Annotated in this window: 14 protein-coding genes; 3 read left to right on the top strand and 11 right to left on the bottom strand. The window is 73.5% G+C overall.

Features of this window, described 5'->3' with window-relative positions; translation table 11 throughout:
- Position 1: 1 nt before the first annotated feature.
- Genes I3F54_RS16335 through I3F54_RS16325 form a run of 3 tightly spaced genes read right to left on the bottom strand, consistent with a single transcriptional unit; the run spans position 2 to position 2855 of the window.
- Complete coding sequence (locus I3F54_RS16335; protein ID WP_240119513.1) at positions 2–811, bottom strand: ABC transporter permease; 810 nt, start codon at positions 809–811, stop codon at positions 2–4.
- Positions 799–1704, bottom strand: coding sequence for an ABC transporter permease subunit (locus tag I3F54_RS16330; RefSeq protein ID WP_240119512.1), 906 nt, complete (start codon positions 1702–1704; stop codon positions 799–801). The genes I3F54_RS16335 and I3F54_RS16330 overlap by 13 nt, the downstream gene beginning before the upstream one ends.
- A complete protein-coding gene (locus I3F54_RS16325) occupies positions 1701–2855 on the bottom strand; it encodes an ABC transporter substrate-binding protein (protein ID WP_240119511.1) in 1155 nt (384 codons plus the stop codon). The genes I3F54_RS16330 and I3F54_RS16325 overlap by 4 nt, the downstream gene beginning before the upstream one ends.
- A 293-nt stretch (positions 2856–3148) precedes the next feature.
- Here I3F54_RS16325 and I3F54_RS16320 point away from each other — a divergent pair, with 293 nt between their 5' ends.
- Positions 3149–3889: a GntR family transcriptional regulator gene (locus tag I3F54_RS16320; protein ID WP_240119510.1), complete on the top strand. Its 741-nt coding sequence runs from the start codon at positions 3149–3151 to the stop codon at positions 3887–3889.
- A 134-nt stretch (positions 3890–4023) separates the two neighbouring features.
- Here the strand turns inward: I3F54_RS16320 and I3F54_RS16315 are convergent, their stop codons facing one another.
- The 4 genes from I3F54_RS16315 to rpe all read right to left on the bottom strand — a co-directional run bounded on the left by I3F54_RS16315 (position 4024) and on the right by rpe (position 8266).
- Positions 4024–4476, bottom strand: a complete 453-nt coding sequence (locus I3F54_RS16315) for an Lrp/AsnC family transcriptional regulator (RefSeq protein WP_240119564.1) — start codon at positions 4474–4476, stop codon at positions 4024–4026.
- A 221-nt stretch (positions 4477–4697) separates the two neighbouring features.
- The gene (locus I3F54_RS16310) at positions 4698–6149 is read right to left on the bottom strand and encodes a GuaB1 family IMP dehydrogenase-related protein (protein WP_308373570.1); all 1452 of its coding nucleotides are present in this window, start codon (positions 6147–6149) and stop codon (positions 4698–4700) included.
- Between the two features lie 273 nt (positions 6150–6422).
- Positions 6423–7466 (bottom strand): sugar-binding transcriptional regulator, encoded by a 1044-nt coding sequence (locus I3F54_RS16305; RefSeq protein WP_240119508.1) that lies wholly within the window; start codon positions 7464–7466, stop codon positions 6423–6425.
- A gap of 113 nt (positions 7467–7579) precedes the next feature.
- A complete protein-coding gene (rpe, locus tag I3F54_RS16300; RefSeq protein ID WP_240119507.1) occupies positions 7580–8266 on the bottom strand; it encodes a ribulose-phosphate 3-epimerase in 687 nt (228 codons plus the stop codon).
- 116 nt (positions 8267–8382) lie between these two features.
- Here rpe and I3F54_RS16295 point away from each other — a divergent pair, with 116 nt between their 5' ends.
- On the top strand, positions 8383–10521 hold the full coding sequence (locus I3F54_RS16295; protein WP_240119506.1) for an MMPL family transporter: 2139 nt from the start codon (positions 8383–8385) through the stop codon (positions 10519–10521).
- On the opposite strand, the gene I3F54_RS16290 is transcribed toward I3F54_RS16295, so the two are convergent.
- Both I3F54_RS16290 and fmt read right to left on the bottom strand, forming a co-directional pair.
- A complete protein-coding gene (locus I3F54_RS16290) occupies positions 10502–11938 on the bottom strand; it encodes an RsmB/NOP family class I SAM-dependent RNA methyltransferase (protein ID WP_240119505.1) in 1437 nt (478 codons plus the stop codon). The genes I3F54_RS16295 and I3F54_RS16290 overlap by 20 nt on opposite strands.
- A 265-nt stretch (positions 11939–12203) precedes the next feature.
- Positions 12204–13136, bottom strand: a complete 933-nt coding sequence (gene fmt / locus I3F54_RS16285; protein ID WP_240119504.1) for a methionyl-tRNA formyltransferase — start codon at positions 13134–13136, stop codon at positions 12204–12206.
- Positions 13137–13345: 209 nt separating this feature from the next.
- On the opposite strand from fmt, the gene I3F54_RS16280 reads away from it, so the two are divergent.
- On the top strand, positions 13346–13888 hold the full coding sequence (locus tag I3F54_RS16280) for a hypothetical protein (protein WP_240119503.1): 543 nt from the start codon (positions 13346–13348) through the stop codon (positions 13886–13888).
- Positions 13889–13960: 72 nt separating this feature from the next.
- On the opposite strand, the gene I3F54_RS16275 is transcribed toward I3F54_RS16280, so the two are convergent.
- On the bottom strand, positions 13961–16111 hold the full coding sequence (locus tag I3F54_RS16275; RefSeq protein ID WP_240119502.1) for a primosomal protein N': 2151 nt from the start codon (positions 16109–16111) through the stop codon (positions 13961–13963).
- A 281-nt stretch (positions 16112–16392) separates the two neighbouring features.
- Positions 16393–17616, bottom strand: coding sequence for a methionine adenosyltransferase (gene metK, locus I3F54_RS16270; RefSeq protein WP_240119501.1), 1224 nt, complete (start codon positions 17614–17616; stop codon positions 16393–16395).
- Between the last annotated feature and the right edge of the window lie 51 nt (positions 17617–17667).

Below are 17667 nucleotides of genomic sequence, written 5' to 3'. Positions count from 1 at the left end.
TTCATCCCCGGGAGGTGGTTCGGGTTCGGCCGCCGGCGGCGGCGAGGGCGAGGAGCATCACCCAGGTCACGAGCAGGCTGAGCACGGAGACGGCGACGGACATCTGCGCCTGGGCACCGGAGATGTCCACGATCCACACCGCGAAGGGCCGGTAGCCCAGCAGGTGGGCGACGGTGTATTCGCCCAGCACCAGCGCCAGGGTGAGGAACGAGGCGTTCAGCAGCGCCCCGCGCAGGTTGGGCAGCACGGCCCGGAGCAGTGCCTGCGTCCGGTTCGCGCCGCAGCTGCGGGCGGCCTCGACGAGGGTGGGCACGTCGACGGCGCGCAGTCCGGCGTCCAGGGCCCGGTAAACGAAGGGCAGGGCCATCACGGCGTAGGCGAGGACGAGCACGACGGGGAAGTCCGGGTTCTGGATCGCCACCATCGTCTGGAAGAACGGGGTGCGGGCGAGGTGCTCGGGCCCCCACTTGAGCACCGTGCTGATCCCGGCGACGAACGCGATGGGCGGCACGACCAGCGGCAGCGAGCAGACGATCTCGACGACCGGGCGCAGCCGGGGCGCGCCGAGCCGGAGCGCGACCGAGGCGGGGACCATCACCAGCAGCACCAGGGCGATGGTGGCGGCGGCCAGTTCGAGGGCGAGCAGCAGGCTGTCTCCGAATCCGTCCGTGCCGAGGATCCTGCTGTACGCGTCGAAGGTGACGTGGTCGTCCACGTCGACCGAGAACACGACGGACGCGCCGAGCGGGACGAGGAAGTACAGGGCGGCGAGGCCGAGTACGGCCCACCGCCAGGGGTTCAGGCGAGCCATCGCGCGCTCCGTCGTTGCAGGGGCAGATACACGGCCATGACCAGCCCCGCGACCGCCACCATGTCCAGGCTGAGGGCCAGCGCCACGTTCTCCTGCCCGACCAGCACGTTCCCGGAGAGGGCGTCGGCGATCTGGAGGGTGACCAGCGGGACGGAGCTGCCGACCATGGCGGCGGCGGTGGCGTAGGCGGCGAACGCGCTGCCGAAGAGCAGGACGAATCCGCCGAGCAGGGACGGCGCGAGCACCGGCAGGGCCACGTGCCGCCAGTACTGCACCGGGGTGGCTCCGTTGTTCTGGGCTGCTTCCCGCCACTGCACGCGCAGTCCCTCCAGGGCGGGGGTGATGGTGAGGACCATCAGCGGGATGAGGAAGTACAGGTAGACCAGGGTCAGACCGGAGAAGCTGTACAGGCTCCAGCCGGTGTCCCTCAGGCCCAGGCTCTGGGTGAGGACACCGGCGTTGCCGAGGGTGGCGACGAACGCGAAGGCGAGCGGCACCCCACCGAAGTTGGCGAGCACGCCGGAGGCGGTCAGCACGGCCTCGCGCAGCGCCCGGAACCGGGACGTCACCACCGCCTGGGCGAGCAGCAGGCCGAGCACGGTCCCGAGGGCGGCGGACACGCCGGACAGTTTGACGCTGCCGAGCAGGGCCGTCAGGTAGGCACCGCGCAGGGAGGTGGTGAGGTTGGCGGCGGTGTAGGAGGTGGCGCCGGTGGCAGGTTCCCGGACGGTGAAGGCGCCGTTCAGCATGGCCAGGGCGGGGATCCCGAAGGCGACCGAGGCGAGGACGAGCAGCGGGACGACGGCGAGCGTCCCCGTGGCGCGGCGCCGCCGCTGCTGCCCGTGGGCGGCAGCGGCGGGCGCCTCGGCGGCCTCGGTGAGGGCGGCCGTCATCCGGAGATGGCCTTCGCCCAGCCCGCGGCGACGGCCGTCTTGGCCTTGCCCTGCTGGGCCTCGGTCGGGAAGGAGGGCGTCCCCGCCACCTCGGGCAGCTTGGCCGCGGCCGCGCTGTCGAGGGTGCCGGCCTTCTGCATGGCGTTCATCAGCGCGGGGCGGGCGTATCCCTTGAGCCACAGGTTCTGGCCCTCGGCGCTGTAGAGGTACTCCTGCCACAGCCGGGCGGCGGCGGGGTGCGGGGCGTCCTTGTTGACGGCCTGCGAGTAGTACTGGGAGAACTTGCCGTCGGCCGGGACGGCGACCTTCCAGTCGACGCCCTTGGACCGGAACTCGTCGGCGTACCCGGCGTTGAGGTAGTCCCAGTCGATGCTGATGGGCGTCTCGCCCTTCTCGACCGTGGCGGGCGTGGACTCGACGGGCGTGTAGTTGCCGCTCTTCTTCAGCTTGGCGAAGAAGTCGAGGCCGGGCCGGATGTCGTCGAAGGAGCCGCCGTTGGCGAGGGACGCGGCCCACACCCCGCCGAACGCCGAGCCCGACTTGGTGGGGTTTCCGTTGAGGGCGACCTGGCCCTTGTACTGCGGCTTGAGCAGGTCGGCGAAGGTCTGGGGGCACTCCTTGACCCGCTTGGCGTCGCAACCGATGGAGATGTAGCCGCCGTAGTCGTTGTACCAGCGGCCCTGCGCGTCCTTCTGCCCCTCGGGGATGTCCGCGAAGCCCTGCACCTTGTACGGCGCGAGGAGGTTCTGCTGGGCGGCGCTGAGGGCGAAGGAGCTGCCGAGGTCCAGCACGTCCGGGGCACGGTCCTGGCCCTTGCGCGAGGTGACGGCGTTGATCTCGTCCTGGCTGGAGCCGTCCGGGTTCTCGACGGCGATGTGGATGCCGTACTTCTTCTCGAACCCGTCTATGAGCGCGCCGTAGTTGGCCCAGTCGCGCGGCAGGGCGATGGCGTTGAGCGTGCCCTCCTTCTTGGCCGCCGCCACGAGAGCGTCCATGCCGCCGAGGTCGGCTGCGGAGGCCGCGGTGGCGGCGCTCTTGCCGCCCGCGGCGGTCGACGCGTCGTCGGGGGCGGCGCCGCAGGCGCTGAGCGCGAGGGCGGCGAGGAGGGCGAGGGCACCGGGGACGGCGGTTCTGGGCAGGGACACGGTCACGGCTTTCTCCAGGAGGACACGCGGGGTGCGGGGAGGTCGGGTGGACACGGGGGACGCGCCTCCGGGGGCGGAGGTACGGCGGTGCGCACGGGCGCACCGGTTCCCGGCCACCCGAGGTGGCCAACTTGTCTGAACAAGTTGGCCTCAGTACGCCCGTCGCAGATGTCCCCACCGTGAACGGCCGCCAAACGCCAAGCCCTGAATATGTGCACACTCCGGGCTGACACGGATCACCACCGGACCTCGATTACGCTGGTCACGCTGTGCACAGCGAACGACCCGAAGGTGGAAGCATGACGGCGCGACACGAGGAGATCGCCGACGCCCTGCGCCGGGCGATCGGCCGCGAGGAGTACACGGTCGGCAGCCTGCTGCCGACCGAGACGGAGCTCGCGGCCCGGTTCGGCGTCTCGCGCGGCACGGTCCGCCAGGCCGTGGCGGCGCTGACCGCCGAGGGCCTCATCGGCTCGCGCCGGGGCGCCCGCCGGGTGGTGCTGGCCAGCCGCCGCAGCCAGAGCTTCGCCGAGCTGCGCAGCTTCGCCCAGTGGGCCCGGGCGATGGGGCGCGAGGCGACCGGTCGGGTGGTCGCGCAGGAGTACCGCCCGGCCGCCGGCGAGGACACGGTACGTCTCCAACTGGCGTCCGGCACACCGGTGCTGCACGTCCTGCGGGTGCGCGGCCTGGACGGTGAACCGGTGCTGCTGGAACGGACCGTGTACGCCGACTGGATCGCGCCCGCGGTCGAGGCGATCGAGCCCGACTGCCCGTCAGTGACCCAACGGCTCTACGACGACACCGGGTTGGTCTTCGCCTACGGCGAGCACGTCATCGACGCGGTGGCGGCGGGCGCCCGGGAGGCCGAGCTGCTGGGCGTCCGCAGGACCAGCCCGCTGCTGCGGGTCCGCCGGGTGACCACGACCCGTGAGGGGCGCCCGGTGGAGTGGTCCGACGACCGCTACCGCTCGGACGCGGTGAGCTTCAGCGTGCACAACTCGATGGACCACAACGCGCTGGCCCGCAAGACGGCCGGCTGACGCGCGGACGCGGGGGGGGTGAGACGCGTGGACCCGCCCGTCGAGGTGGTGCGCGGGGGACGGGCCCGCGCCGGGACGAGGCGGACGCGGCCCACACGGCCCGGCCGCCGGCACGGCCGGTGCGGGTGAGGGGGTCAGGCCGGTGATCCGGAGGAGAACCGCCGCAACAGCGGTGAGAGCACCAGCACCGACTTGGTGCGCTCCACGAACGGCTCTCCGGCGATCCGCTCCAGGACGCGTTCGAAGTGGCGCATGTCGGAGGCGAAGACCTGGGCGACCGCGTCCGCCTCGCCCGTGACGGTCGACGCGGCCACGACCTCCTGGTAGCGCTCCAGGCCCCGCTGGATCGTCTCCGGCGAGGTGTTGCGGCGGCAGTAGATCTCGACGAACCCCTCGGTCTCCCAGCCGAGTGCGGCCGGGTCCACCCGGACGGTGAAGCCGGTGATGGCTCCGGTGGCGCGCAGCCGGTCCACGCGCCGTTTCACAGCGGGCGCGGACAGGCCGACGAGCTGCCCGATGTCCGCGTAGGAGCGGCGGGCGTCCTCGGCGAGGGCGTGCACGATGCGTTCGTCGAGATCGTTCAGCACAGTGGGTCGTTCACTTCTCGGATGGTTCGGGTGCGGCAGGTCGGACCGGCGGTAGCCGTATACGAAGTAGAACACGAGCCCGACGGCCGGCCGGACTCCGAAGCACCCGGGTGACGGCGGACAGGCCGCCCGTCGCCCGCACGCAGGAGGCGGCGGGCACGCGGACGGCCCCCGCCGTCCCGCGGTGCGGGCGGCGGGGGCCGTGGGAGGCGGCTGCCGGATCAGCTCCAGCTGGCGTGCAGGGGCTTGCCCTCGGCGTAACCGGCCGCACTCTGGATGCCGATGATGGCGCGGTCGGAGAACTCCTCCAGGTTGGAGGCACCGGCGTAGGTGCAGGAGGAGCGCACGCCCGCGATGATCGAGTCGATCAGGTCCTCCACGCCCGGGCGAGCCGGGTCGAGGAACATGCGCGAGGTGGAGATGCCCTCCTCGAACAGCGTCTTGCGGGCCCGGTCGTAGCCCGACTCCTCCGAGGTACGGTTGCGCACCGCGCGCGCGGAGGCCATGCCGAAGGACTCCTTGTAGAGGCGGCCGTCGGCGTCCTGCTGAAGGTCGCCCGGCGACTCGAAGGTGCCGGCGAACCAGGATCCGATCATGACGTTGGACGCGCCGGCGGCGAGCGCCATGGCGACGTCGCGCGGGTGGCGGACACCGCCGTCGGCCCACACGTGCTTGCCGTGCTTCCTGGCCTCGGCGGCGCACTCCAGCACGGCGGAGAACTGCGGCCGGCCCACACCGGTCATCATGCGGGTGGTGCACATCGCGCCCGGGCCGACACCGACCTTGATGATGTCGGCGCCCGCGTCGATCAGGTCCTTGACGCCCTCTGCGGAGACGATGTTGCCTGCCGCGATCGGGATCTGCGGGTCGAGCGCGCGGACCGTCCTGATCGCGGCGATCATCGACTCCTGGTGGCCGTGCGCGGTGTCGATGACCAGCGTGTCGACCCCCGCGTCCAGCAGTTGCTTGGCCTTGCCCGCCACGTCCCCGTTGATGCCGACGGCGGCGGCGACGCGCAGCCTGCCGTGGGCGTCGACCGCCGGCGTGTACAGCGTGGCGCGCAGGGCGCCCTTGCGGGTGAGGATGCCGGCGAGCCTGCCGTCCTTGTCGACGGCCGGGGCGTAGCGCCGGTTGTGGGCGTCGAGGCTGGTGAAGGCCTCGCCCGGGTCGATGTCCGCGTCGAGCAGGAGGAGGTCCTTGGACATGACGACCTCGAGCTGGGTGAAGCGGTCGACGCCGGTCAGATCACGGTCGGTGACGACACCGACGGGGCGGTTCTCCTCGTCGACGACGACACCGGCGTCGTGCGCCCGCTTGGGCAGCAGGGCCAGCGCGTCCGCGACGGTCTGGTGCGGGGCCAGCACGATCGGGGTGTCCAGCACCAGGTGGCGGCTCTTCACCCAGGAGACGACGTCCGTGACGACGTCGATCGGGATGTCCTGCGGAATCACGACGAGGCCGCCGCGACGGGCCACGGTCTCCGCCATACGGCGGCCGGCGATGGCGGTCATGTTGGCGACGACCAGCGGGATCGTGGTGCCCGTGCCGTCCGGGGAGCCGAGGTCCACGCCCTGACGGGAGCCGACCGCGCTGCGGCTCGGCACCATGAACACGTCGTCGTACGTGAGGTCGTAGGCGGGCCGGATGTCATTGAGGAAACGCACGTGCTGCACATCCCAGTCGTTCAGAGGCGGCCCCCGGACAGGTCAGCCAGGGGGAAAGAGCACGTACTTCATTGTCCCATGTCAGGGCGAACGCGACCGCTGGTCGTAACGTCCAGGAACTGTCAGCGACCATGTGGAGGATCCGACGAGACATCGCGGCCGGTGCGGGCCGGCCGCCACCCGGGGACGAGCCGCCGCGGCATGCCGCCGGCGCCGTCGCGGCCCCTCCCCCGGTCCTCAGGTCCGCCGGCCGCCACCGCCGTGACCGGCCGGCGCGGCCGGTCAGGCTCCGTCCGGGTCGGCCCGGTTGAGGGCCGGACGCGGAGCCGGACCCGCCGTCATCAGGTAGTCCGCCGCGGACGTGTCCGTCACCAGGCTGGTGACGAGACCGGAGCGCAGCACCGCGTCGATCGCCGACGCCTTGCGCTGCCCGCCCGCGATCGCGACGACCTCGGGGATGCGGCGGAGCTGGTCGGCCTTGACCGTGATGCACCGCTCGCCCAGGTCCCGGCCGACGCGCCGGCCCTCGGAGTCGAAGAGGTGCGCGGACATCTCGGCGGCGACACCGAGGGAGGCGTAGTGCGCGCGCTCCTCGGCGCTGAGCATGTCGTGCACCGTGGAGATGCCCGGCTCCCAGGAGCCGATGGAGACGCAGGCGACCGTGACCTTGTCGAAGTACTCGAAGGCCCGGGCGATCCCGGTCTGGTGGCGCAGCGCCGTCGCGGTGGCCGCGTCCGGCAGCAGCATCGGCGCGTAGATGGGGTGGGCGTCACCCCCGGACACCTGGGCGGCGCGGCGCACCGCCTCCACCGAGCCGCGCTCGGCGGTCCCGGCGTCGTACACGCCCGTCAGCTGCACCACCGTGCAGGGCGGCAGCCGGTCCAGCGCCGCCGCCATGTGGATGGTGGACCGGCCCCAGGCGAGGCCGAGGACGTCGCCCTCGTTCACCAGTTCCCCGAGCAGGTCGGCCGCGACCTCGCCGAGGTTCTCGGGGTCCGGGGTCTCCTCGGCGTCCGCCGGGGACTCCACCACGACGGCGTGCCTGAGGCCGTAGCGGGCGCGGAGCGCGTCCGAGCGCTCGGCGTCCAGTTCGGCCGGCACGCGGATCTCGATTCGTACGAGGTCCCGCTCAAGGGCGGTCTCCAGGACCCGGGCCACCTTGAAGCGGCTGACGCCGAACTCCTCCGCGATCTGGATCTTGGACTTGCCCTCGAGGTAGAAGCGGCGGGCCATGGCCGCCGCCTGCACCAGCTCAGCGGGTCCCATCCGCATGGCTGACCGGCCCGCCGACATACCCGACACGGCGATCTCCTCACTTCTGTTCACACTCTGGATTCGCCGTTCATCCTTGCAGATCCGGCGCGCTTGATCAGCCCTGCTGGCCGCCGTTCACGTTTCCTTGGCCCAGTCGTCGCCCGGCCGAGAACCCGTTCGCGGGGTCAGTGGGCACATGCCCAGGATGCCTTGGCGGTGGCCGTTTCCGCCTGCGTGCGCAGAGCACGGACCGCGTCGGCGGGGTCGGACGCGCCGTAGACCGCCGAGCCGGCGACGAAGACGTCCGCGCCGGCGTCGGCGCACCGCTCGATGGTCGAGGCCGACACTCCTCCGTCGACCTGGAGCCACAGTTCGAGGCCGTGCTTGCTGATCAACTCGCGGGTCCGCCGAATCTTGGGAAGCATGATGTCGAGGAACGCCTGCCCACCGAAGCCCGGTTCAACCGTCATGATCAGCAGCATGTCGAGCTCCGGGAGCAGGTCCTCGTAGGGTTCGATCGGCGTCGCGGGCCGCAGCGCCATGGAGGCGCGGGCGCCCTTGGCACGGATCTCCCGGGCCAGCCGCACCGGAGCGGTCGCCGCCTCGACGTGGAAGGTGACGGATCCGGCACCCGCTTCGACGTACTGGGGCGCCCAGCGATCGGGCGCCTCGATCATCAGATGACAGTCCAGCGGGGTGTCCGTCGCACGGGCCAGGGACTCTACGACCGGCACACCGAGCGTGAGGTTCGGGACGAAATGGTTGTCCATGACGTCGACGTGAAGCCAGTCGGCTCCCTCGACCGCCCTCGCCTCGTCCGCGAGACGGGCGAAGTCGGCGGACAGGATGCTGGGGTTGATCTGCGCGGCCATGGGCCAAGCCTGCCATGCCGTGCGGGGTTGAGCCGCATCGGTCCCGCGGGAACGCCCCCCGGCCCTTACGGAACCCCGGCCGCGGTGCCATGCTGCGACGGGTGCCGGGGGTGGTCATGACCGGGAACAGGGGCGTCGCGCACCTGGTCTGCGGACGGCGTGCCAAGTGGGTGGTCCTGGGGCTGTGGGTGCTGGCGCTGCTGATCACCGCGCCCTTCGCGCAGAAACTGACCGACGCCCAGGACAACGACGCCCAGTCGTGGCTGCCGGGCTCCGCCGAGTCCACGCAGGTGCTGGAGATCTCCCAGGACTTCCGGCCCGAGCAGATCCCCGCCGTCGTCGTGTACGCCCGCGAGGGCGGCCTCACCGCCGCGGACCGGGCGCAGATCCAGCAGGACGCGCGCGGTCTGAAGGAGCTGCACGATCACGGCATCCGGGGTGCGGAGACACGCGGTCCGGTCTACGACCGGCCGGCCGACCCTCGGGCGGCGCAGATCTACGTGCCGATCACGATGGACGAGAAGGGCTGGCAGCGGATCGGCCCGGCGGTCGACTCCATCCGCGGCGTCGTCGGCACCGGCGGAAGCGGCCTGGCCGTGCACATCACCGGGCCCGGCGGCACGTCCGCGGACTTCGCCGAGGCGTTCGAGGGCATCGACTCCACGCTGCTGCTGGCGGCCATGGGCGTGGTGGTCGTCATGCTGCTGATCACCTATCGCAGCCCGACGCTGCTGCTGGTGCCGCTGCTGTCGGTGACCGCAGCGCTGTTCGCCGCGCAGGCGCTGATCTACTTCCTCGCCACCCAGGGGGGCCTGACCGTCAACGGCCAGAGCGCGGGCATCCTCACGGTCCTCGTCTTCGGTGCCGGCACGGACTACGCGCTGCTGCTCGTCGCCCGCTACCGGGAGGAGCTGCGCCGGCACGAGGACCGGCACGAGGCGATGGCGCTCGCCCTGCACCGGGCGGGCCCGGCGGTGCTCGCCTCCGGAGCGACGGTGGTGCTGAGCATGCTGGTACTGCTGGCGGCCGAGATGAACTCCACCCGCGGCCTCGGACCCGTCGCCGCGATCGGCGTGGCGGTCGCCCTGCTGGCCATGCTGACCCTCTTCCCGGCCCTGCTGGTCGTCTCCGGCCGGTGGATCTTCTGGCCGGCCGTCCCGCACTTCGGCGATGCCGACCCGACCGAACGGGGCGTGTGGGCACGCACCGGGCGCCGTATCGCCCGCAGCCCGCGCGCGGTGTGGGTCGCGACCGCGGTGGCGCTGGCGATCTGCTCGCTGGGGCTGTTCCAGTTGCGCGCGGCGGGCATCGGCAACGCGGACGCGTTCACCGGCAGGCCCGACTCGATCGTCGGGCAGGAGGTGTCGGCCCGCTACTTCCCCGCGGGCAGCGGCAGCCCGCTCGTCATCGTGAGCAACGAGGCCCAGGCACGGGAGGTCGGCCGTGCGGTCGCCGGCACCCCGGGCGTGGTCCCGACGTCGCTCGGTCTGCCACCGGGCACGAAGCCGTCCTACGAGGGCCGGGTGCTGTTCGAGGCCACGATGACCGCACCGGCCGACAGCGACGCGGCGAAACAGACCGTGGAGCAGGTGCGGGACGCCGTGCACGCGGTCCCCGGCGCCGACGCCAAGGTCGGTGGCGGCACAGCGGCCCTGCTGGACATGGACGCGGCGACCATCCACGACGACAGAGTGATCATCCCGCTGGTGCTGGTGGTCGTCCTGCTGATCCTGTCGGTGCTGCTGCGTGCCGTGATAGCGCCGCTGCTGCTGATCGGCACGGTGGTCCTGTCGTTCACGGCGGCGCTGGGGCTGAGTGCGATGGCGTTCCGGTACGTCTTCGACTACGCCGGCGAGAGCACGGACTTCCCTCTGTTCGTCTTCGTGTTCCTGGTCGCACTCGGCATCGACTACAACATCTTCCTCACCACGCGCATCCGCGAGGAGGCCGCCCGCCGGGGCACGCGTGCCGGCGTGGTGACGGGCCTCGCGGCGACCGGCGCGGTGATCACCTCGGCCGGGCTGGTGCTGGCGGGCACGTTCGCCGCGCTCGGCACGCTGCCGATGGTCGCGTTCGCGGAGATCGGCTTCGCGGTCGCGCTGGGCGTGCTGCTGGACACCTTCGTGGTGCGGTCGGTGCTGGTGACGGCGCTCTTCCTGGACACGGGCCCCAGGGTGTGGTGGCCGCACCGGCTCGCACGCGAGGACGGTGCGGCCACGGCCGAGCCCTCACAGGTCAGCGGGTCCGCCGGATGAGCGCGAGGTACATCGCGTCGGTGCCGTGCAGATGCGGCCACAACTGCACGTCGGGGCCGTCGCCGAGGTCGGGCACACCGGGCAGCAGCGGGCGGGCGTCGACGAGGTCGGCGTCCGGCATCTGCTTGAGCACGTCGGCGACGACCGCCCGCGTCTCGGCCAGGTGGGGCGAGCAGGTGGCGTAGCCGACGACACCGCCGACGCGCACGGACTGCAGCGCCATCCGCAGCAGCTCCCGCTGGAGCGGCGCGAAGCCGTCCAGGTCCTCGGGGCGGCGCCGCCACCGTGCCTCGGGGCGCCGGCGCAGGGCGCCCAGACCGGTGCAGGGCACGTCCACCAGCACCCGGTCGAAGGTGCCGGGACGCCAGGCCGGCCGCGTGCCGTCGGCGGTGACGACCTGGTACGGCCCCGGGTTCCCGGCCAGCGCCCGGGCGACCAGCCCGGCCCGGTGCGGCTGCTTCTCGGAGGCCAGCAGTGCCGCGCCCCGCTCGGCGGCGAGCGCCCCGAGCAGCGCCGCCTTGCCGCCGGGACCGGCGCAGCCGTCGAGCCACAGCCGGTCGCCGCCCTCGACCGGGGCGGCCGCCAGGGCGAGTGCGACGAGTTGGCTGCCCTCGTCCTGCACACCGGCGCGCCCCTCGCGGACGGCCTCGACGGCACCGGGCTCCCCGCCCTCGGTGAGCCGTACCGCGTACGGCGACCAGCGCCCCGGTACGGCGGCCTCCTCGGCCAGCAACTCCTCGGTGGTGGCCCTGCCGGGCCGGGCCACCAGGGTCACCTCGGGCCGCTCGTTGTCCGCGGCCAGCAGCCGCTCGACACCCTCGCGTCCGCCGCCCAGGGAGTCCCACAGGGCGGAGACGACCCAGCGCGGGTGCGAGTGCACGACCGCCAGATGCTCCTCGGGGTCCTCGTCGTAGGGCGGGGTGACCCGTGCGATCCATCCGTCGAGGTCGTCCTGCGCGACCTTGCGGAGCACGGCGTTGACGAACTTGGCCCGTCCGTCACCCAGCACCACCCGCGCCAGTTCCACGGTGGCGGACACGGCGGCGTGGGTCGGGATCCGCGTCCCGAGCAGCTGGTGCGCACCGAGGCTGAGCACGTCCAGCACCGGCGGATCGACCTCGCGCAGCGGCCGGTCGACGCAGGCGGACAGCACGGCGTCGTACGTCCCCTGCCACCGCAGCGTGCCGTACACCAGCTCGGTCGCCAGCGCCGCGTCCCGGGCGTCGAACTGCTCGGGGCCCTCCTGCTCGCGCGCCTTGCGCAGCAACGGCGGCAGTACGAGGTTGGCGTACGCGTCCCGCTCGTCCACGGCGCGCAGCGCGTCGAAGGCGAGGACGCGGACGGGGTCCTTCTTGGGTCGGCGGTAGGGCTTGCCGGGCCGGCGGGGCCGGCGGGAGGTGCCGGGGGTGTCGCTCACGAAAAAGGTGCTCCGGAGGTGAGGAAGGGATCTGCCCCCAGCCTACGTCCGGGGGCCCCGGCGGCCACGACCACCCGGCCCGGTGCCTCCCGCGCAGCCACGCCGCCCGCCGGGGCACCGCAGCGGGCGCGGGTCGGCGCGGTCCGGCGGGCACGTCCCTCGGCCACGGCACGGGGACGCCTCGCCGTCCCCGTGCCCCGCCGCTCTCCGCGTGCCGGGCCACCCCGGTCCCGCCCGGCGGACGGCCCGTGCCCTGCGCCGCGTGCTAGGCGCCGAGCCGCTCCCCCGCGCCGATGCGGACGCCACGCGCCCAGTCGGCCGCCTTCATCGGCTTCTTCCCCTGGGCCTGCACCCACAGCAGTTCGACGGCGTGCGAGCCGGTGCCGACGTGCACGCTGTTCTTGCCGGCCTCCAGGACGCCCGGGGCGAGGTCGGTGCGCTCGGGCCGCAAGGCCACCTGGACGAGCTTGAGCCGCTCGCCGCGGAACGTCGTCCAGGCGCCGGGCGCGGGCGTGCAGCCGCGCACCACGCGGTCGACGCGCAGTGCCGGCGCCGCCCACTCGACCCGGGCGTCCTCGACGGTGATCTTCGGGGCGAGGGTGATGCCGTCGGCGGGCTGCGGCACCGCCTTCAGCGTGCCGTCCTCGATCCCGTCCATGGTCGCGGCGAGCAGTCCGCTCCCGGCGAACGCGAGCCGCGTCAGCAGGTCCCCGCTGGTGTCGGTGGGCCGGATCCGCTCGGTCACCGTGCCGTAGACGGGCCCGGAGTCGAGGCCCTCCTCGATCAGGAAGGTGGAGGCTCCGGTGATCTCGTCGCCCGCCATCAGGGCGTGCTGCGCGGGGGCGGCGCCGCGCCAGGCGGGCAGCAGCGAGAAGTGCAGATTGACCCAGCCGCGGGCGGGGATGTCCAGGGCGGCGCGGGGCAGTAGGGCACCGTAGGCGACGACCGGACAGCAGTCGGGCGCGATCTGCCGCAGCCGCTCCAGGAACTCCGGATCCCGCGGCCTGGCCGGCTTGAGCACCTCGATCCCGGCCTCCTCCGCCCGCTCCGCCACGGGCGAGGCGACCAGCCTGCGCCCCCGCCCGGCCGGTGCGTCGGGCCGCGTCACGACGGCGGCCACCTCGTGCCGCCCGGAGGCGAGCAGAGCGTCCAGAGCGGGAACGGCGACCTCGGGGGTACCGGCGAAGACGAGCTTCATGAGGGGCACGGACCTCTCGGCGGGGATGTGAACGGGCAGCGCACCAGTCTATGGCCACCGCCCGGGAGCCGCCGCCCGCAGGCCCACCGTGCACGGGGGGCGTGGGCCTGTGCCCTCGCGCCCCCTGTGCGTGACCCGCGGAGCGGATCCGCGTTGGTCAAGGAAGAGTTGACCCCTTTCTCTTCAACGCCGGTTCGAGAGGCTTGTTCATGGCCGACCATGCATCCCACGACGCCCAGGCGCGGGCCAGCCTGCACTTGCTCGTGCGGGACATCGAGCGGGTCCGCCGGCAGGTGGACGCCCTGCGCACGCTCACCGCACAGTTGGGCAACGTCTACCGCCCGCGCCGCTCCGGCCCCGCCACGGGCTTCGTCGTCTACGGGCGAGCCCCCGCCCCGACCGTCCGTCTCGCCCAGGAGCTGCGGGACAGTGTCGAGACCCTGGTGACCGCCGCGGTCGACTTCGACCGCTCGCTCGGCTTCTCGTGGGACGCGGTGGGCTCCGCACTCGGCGTCACCAAGCAGGCCGTCCATCGTCGTTACGGCTCCCGGCGCGCCACCACCCAGGCGGCCGCCGAGGCCGAGCGCTCGACCGAGCCCTCCGGCACGCGCACGGTCAACGTGGGCGCCGGCCTGCCCGCCGTCCCCACGGTCCCGGCCGCCCGTACGATGCCGACCCAGTCGACGACCGGTAGCCCGGCCCTGCGCGACGATGTCCGCCCGACCGCGTTTCCCGGCCCCCGTAACGGCTGACGCCACCTCACCCGCCCTCCCGGCATGCCCTCCGGGAGGGCGATCGCATGCAGGGGCGGACCTGCCGCAGGGTCAGCCGATGTCCGGCGGGTCGATGCGCACTCGCACCGGCTCCCCGCCCCCGCCGCGAGCCGTCCGTGCCGCCTGAGCGGCCTTCAGCGCCGCGGCCAGCGCGGCCCCTCGGCCCGGCGGGACCCGGACCAGCATCCGCTCCCACTGCTCCCCCGGCGGCGGCCCCGCGGCCCGCCGAGGCCGGCCGGGGGCCGTCACGGGCAACAGGACCGGCCCCAGCAGCTCTGCCTCCGGCGGCAGTTCGACGGAGCGCAGGAACTCCGCAGGCGCTTCCATCGGCCCGGAGACGGCCGCCATCCGGGACACGGGCGGGAAGCCCAGCTCGGCCCGCTCGGACAGCTCGCGCACCGCGTGCCCGACGGGGTCCCACCGCACGAGCGCCTGGACGGGCCGTGCCGTCGCCTCGGCGACGACCGCCACGGTGCCCCCCGCCGACTGGGGTCGCACCAGCGCGGCGGCGGCGATCCACCGGCGCAGCGCGTCCTCCCCGGCCCGCAGGTCGGCCCGCCCCAGCATGGCCCAGCCGTCCAGGAGCAGCGCCGCCGCGTAGCCGCCCTCGGCGACCGGCTCGGCGCCGGGGGTGCTCACCACCAGCGCGGGCGTTCCCGGCACGGTGTCGAGGACGTGCTCCCGCCCGGAGGTGCGCACCGGGACGGCGGGGAAGGCCCGCCCCAGTTCCTCGGCGGTGCGCCGCGCTCCGACGACCTGGGCGCGCAGCCGGAACGACCCGCACTCCGGGCAGTGCCAGGAACCCTCCTCGCGCCCGCACCAGCCGCACCACAGCGCCCCGCCGTCCCGCGCCTCCAGCGGGCCCGAGCAGTGGCGGCAGCGCGCCGGGGCGCGGCACTGGGCGCAGGCCATGCGCGGCACGTAGCCGCGGCGGGGCACCTGGACGAGGACCGGGCCGTGCCGCAGCCCTTCCCGGGCCACCTGCCAGGCGAGGGTGGGCAGGCGTGCCGCCCGGGCCGCCTCGTCACGGGCGAGGTCGCCGTCCCCCACGGTCCGCACCAGCGGAGCCGCCGCGCGCACCTGCTCCCGCACGGCGGCGATCGGCCGCGCCCACCCGCTCTGCACGAGTTGCGCGGCCTCGACGGTGCAGGCCACGCCGCCCAGCAGGAAGCCGCACCCGTCCTGGGCAGCGCGCAGCAGCAGCACCTCACGGGCGTGGGGCTGCGGGGCGTGCGGCTCGCTGTGGCTGTCGTCGCCGTCGTCCCAGAGGGCGACGAGCCCGAGGTGCTGCACGGGCGCGAACATGGCGGCCCTGGTGCCGACCACGGCCCGCACGGATCCGCGCCGTACGGCCAGCCACTCCCGGTAGCGTTTCTCCGGTCCGGCGTCGGCGGTGAGGACAGCGTGCCGTCCCCGGCCGAGCAGCGCGGTCAGGGCGGTGTCGACGCGGGCGGCGGCCCGCCCGTCGGGGACGACGACGAGCGCCCCGCGCCCCGAGGCGAGTGCGGCGGCGACGGCACGCGCGATCTCCTCGCTCCACTGCGGCCCCGGCAACGCGTTCCACACGGCGCGCGGCGCCGCCCCCGAGGCCAGCGCCTCAAGGAACGCGGCCCCCCGCTCGTAGCGTGTCCAGGAGCCGGGCTCCGGGGGCTGCGGCGCGGGCAGGGGGGCGGGCGAGTTCTGCTGTTCGGCGCGGGCGCTGCGGGGCGGCACCGCGAGCTGGAGCACGTCGGCGAGGCTGCCCGCGTACCGGTCGGCGACGGCCCGGGTCAGGGCCAGCAGCTCCGGTCCGAGGACCGGCTCGGGCGAGACGACCTGGGCGAGCGCGGCGAGCGGTCCGGAGTAGTCGGACTCGGCGAGCCGCTCGATAAGGAATCCGTCGATGAGCCCGCCGCCCTCGCGGCGGCCCTCGCGCACCCGGTGCCGTCCGGCGCCGAAGCGCACGCGCACCCGCACCCCGGGCTGCGCGTCGGCGTCCAGCTCGGCGGGGACGGCGTAGTCGAAAGAGCGGTCGAGGTGCAGCACACCCTTGTCGACGAGCACCCGTGCGACGGGCAGCTCGGCGGCGAGCTCGGCCCCTCGCCAGGTACGCGGCTTGGCCCGCGGCGTCCTGGCCTTGCGCACGGTCTCCCGGATGAGCGCGAGCTGCTCCGGCTGCGCTTGCTCGCCGCCGCCGCTGCCGGTCCCGTTCTCGCTGCTCACGTTTGCATTCTTACCAAACGCCGCTGACAGCGTCGCGCTGCCGCGGGACCGGCCGGGGCCTCCCGAGTCCGGTCCGGCGGCGGCGCGTGTTCCGGATTCACCGCGCCTCCTGCCGGGACGCTCCGTCCGAAGGGTCCGGAGCCTTCACAGCGGCAGGCGCCCGGCCCCTGCGGCCGCGCCGGGGACGGGGACCACCGCTGTGCGGCGGCCACGCCCCGCGGTGTGCGCCGGGGCCCGGCCCCGACGAGCAGACGGGCCGGGCCCCGGGGAGGACAGGGCTCCTACAGGCCGATGGCCTCGCGCAGGGCGTCCACGCGGTCGGTGCGCTCCCAGGTGAAGTCGGCGAGCTCACGGCCGAAGTGACCGTAGGCGGCCGTCTCGGCGTAGATCGGGCGCAGCAGGTCCAGGGCGCGGATGATGGCGGCCGGACGCAGGTCGAAGACCTCGTCGATGGCCTTCTCGATCTTCTCCGGCTCCACCTTGTGCGTGCCGAAGGTCTCCACGAAGAGGCCGACCGGCTCGGCCTTGCCGATCGCGTACGCGACCTGCACCTCGCAGCGGGAGGCGAGACCCGCGGCCACCACGTTCTTGGCCACCCAGCGCATCGCGTACGCCGCCGAACGGTCGACCTTGGACGGGTCCTTGCCGGAGAAGGCGCCACCGCCGTGGCGGGCCATGCCTCCGTAGGTGTCGATGATGATCTTGCGGCCGGTCAGGCCCGCGTCACCCATCGGGCCGCCGATCTCGAACCTGCCGGTGGGGTTGACCAGCAGGCGGTAGCCCTCGGTGTCCAGCTTGATGCCGTCGTCGAGCAGGGCCTTCAGCTCCGGCTCCACGACGAACTCACGGATGTCGGGGGCGAGCAGCGAGTCCAGGTCGATGTCGCTCGCGTGCTGCGAGGAGACCACGACCGTGTCCAGCCGGACCGCCTTGTCGCCGTCGTACTCGATGGTGACCTGCGTCTTGCCGTCCGGGCGCAGGTAGGGGATGGTGCCGTTCTTGCGGACCTCCGACAGGCGCTTCGACAGGCGGTGCGCCAGGAAGATCGGCAGCGGCATCAGGGTCGGGGTCTCGTCGGTGGCGTAGCCGAACATCAGACCCTGGTCGCCGGCGCCCTGACGGTCCAGTTCGTCCGTGTCGCCGGTGCGGGCGGCACCCTCGATCCGGGACTCGTAGGCGGTGTCCACGCCCTGCGCGATGTCCGGCGACTGGGAGCCGATGGACACCGACACGCCGCAGGAGGCGCCGTCGAAGCCCTTCTTGGAGGAGTCGTACCCGATCTCCAGGATCTTGTTGCGGACCAGGGTGGCGATGTCCGCGTAGGCCTTGGTCGTGACCTCGCCGGCAACGTGCACCAGGCCGGTGGTGATCAGCGTCTCGACGGCGACCCGGGAATTCGGGTCCTCACGGAGAAGCGCGTCGAGAATCGTGTCGCTGATCTGGTCAGCGATCTTGTCGGGGTGACCTTCGGTCACGGACTCCGAGGTGAACAGGCGACGGGACACAACGCTCCCTGGGGTTGCAGCGGCTGCTGGCTGATCATTGGTGGACGGACG

The organism is Streptomyces sp. MUM 2J, assembly GCF_022414535.1.
In the GTDB taxonomy this organism is placed as follows: domain Bacteria; phylum Actinomycetota; class Actinomycetes; order Streptomycetales; family Streptomycetaceae; genus Streptomyces.
This window is presented reverse-complemented; position numbering and strand designations above follow the sequence as displayed.